Origin of the sequence: Shewanella sp. UCD-KL21 (assembly GCF_001957135.1) — a bacterium.
In the GTDB taxonomy this organism is placed as follows: Bacteria; Pseudomonadota; Gammaproteobacteria; order Enterobacterales; family Shewanellaceae; genus Shewanella.
In genome coordinates, this window is the sequence record NZ_MPHK01000056.1 from 1 (window position 1) to 1,162 (window position 1,162).

The following is a 1,162-nucleotide window of genomic DNA, read 5'->3' on the forward strand; positions in this document are numbered from 1 at the left end:
ATGGTGATTTGGCCATCTTCGTTGACTGTGTATGAGGTTGAGCCTGCCACCGGTGCATCGTTGACATCGGCAACTGCGATATCAATGTTTGCTGGGGTCACAACGGTGCCATCGCTAACACCAAATTCTAATTGCACATCGCCATTGAAGTTTTCGTTTGGCGCAAAGCTATGGGTGCCATCACCATTGTCGGTCAGTACCCCGTCGGTGCCGGTGTAAGTGACTGAATCAATTGATAGGTCATCACCATCGATATCGGTAGCGCCAGCCAGTAGCTGCTCATCGGTAATGATGATAACGCCGTCTTCATTCATCTCGAATGCGACATCAGGTGCGACTGCGGCATCGTTGATTGGGTTAACGGTTAAATCAACACCTGTTGCTACTGTGGTAGTGCCATCAGAGACATCAAAGCTTAAGTCTAAATCGCCATTAAAGTCCGCATCTGGGGTAATCGTAAAGCTGCCATCTGGGTTAGCAACCACGCTAGCATTATCGCCTACTGATAGGTTTTCAGCGCTTAGGTTGTCGCCGTCGATGTCAGATGCATTGGCCAGCAATTGCTCTTGGCTTAGGGTAATTGAGCCATCTTCGTCAACCGAGTAAGCGACATTACCATCAACTACTGGGGTATCGTTTACCGCCAGTGTAGTGATGCCCGCAGTAGTTTCTGCAGTGGCGCCATCATCGTCGATAACCACTACATCAAGACTAATATCACCGTTGAAGTTCTCGTTTGGTGAGAAGGTCACTGAGCCATCTTCATTGGTRATTAATACACCGTCGGTGCCTGAGTAAGACACTGAGTCTAGGCTGACAGTGCCATCCACATCACTGCTGTTTGCAAGTAACTGCTCAGCGCTAATGGTGATTTGGCCATCTTCGTTGACTGTGTATGAGGTTGAGCCTGCCACCGGTGCATCGTTGACATCGGCAACTGCGATATCAATGTTTGCTGGGGTCACAACGGTGCCATCGCTAACACCAAATTCTAATTGCACATCGCCATTGAAGTTTTCGTTTGGCGCAAAGCTATGGGTGCCATCACCATTGTCGGTCAGTACCCCGTCGGTGCCGGTGTAAGTGACTGAATCAATTGATAGGTCATCACCATCGATATCGGTAGCGCCAGCCAGTAGCTGCTCATCGGTAATGATGATAA

Annotated in this window: 1 protein-coding gene; it reads right to left on the reverse strand. The window is 49.1% G+C overall.

Annotation, left to right across the window (positions count from 1 at the left end; all coding sequences use genetic code 11):
• Positions 1–1,162, reverse strand: a 1,162-nt coding sequence (locus BM739_RS19815; protein ID WP_139326942.1) for a cadherin-like domain-containing protein, incomplete at both ends; no start/stop codon positions are given.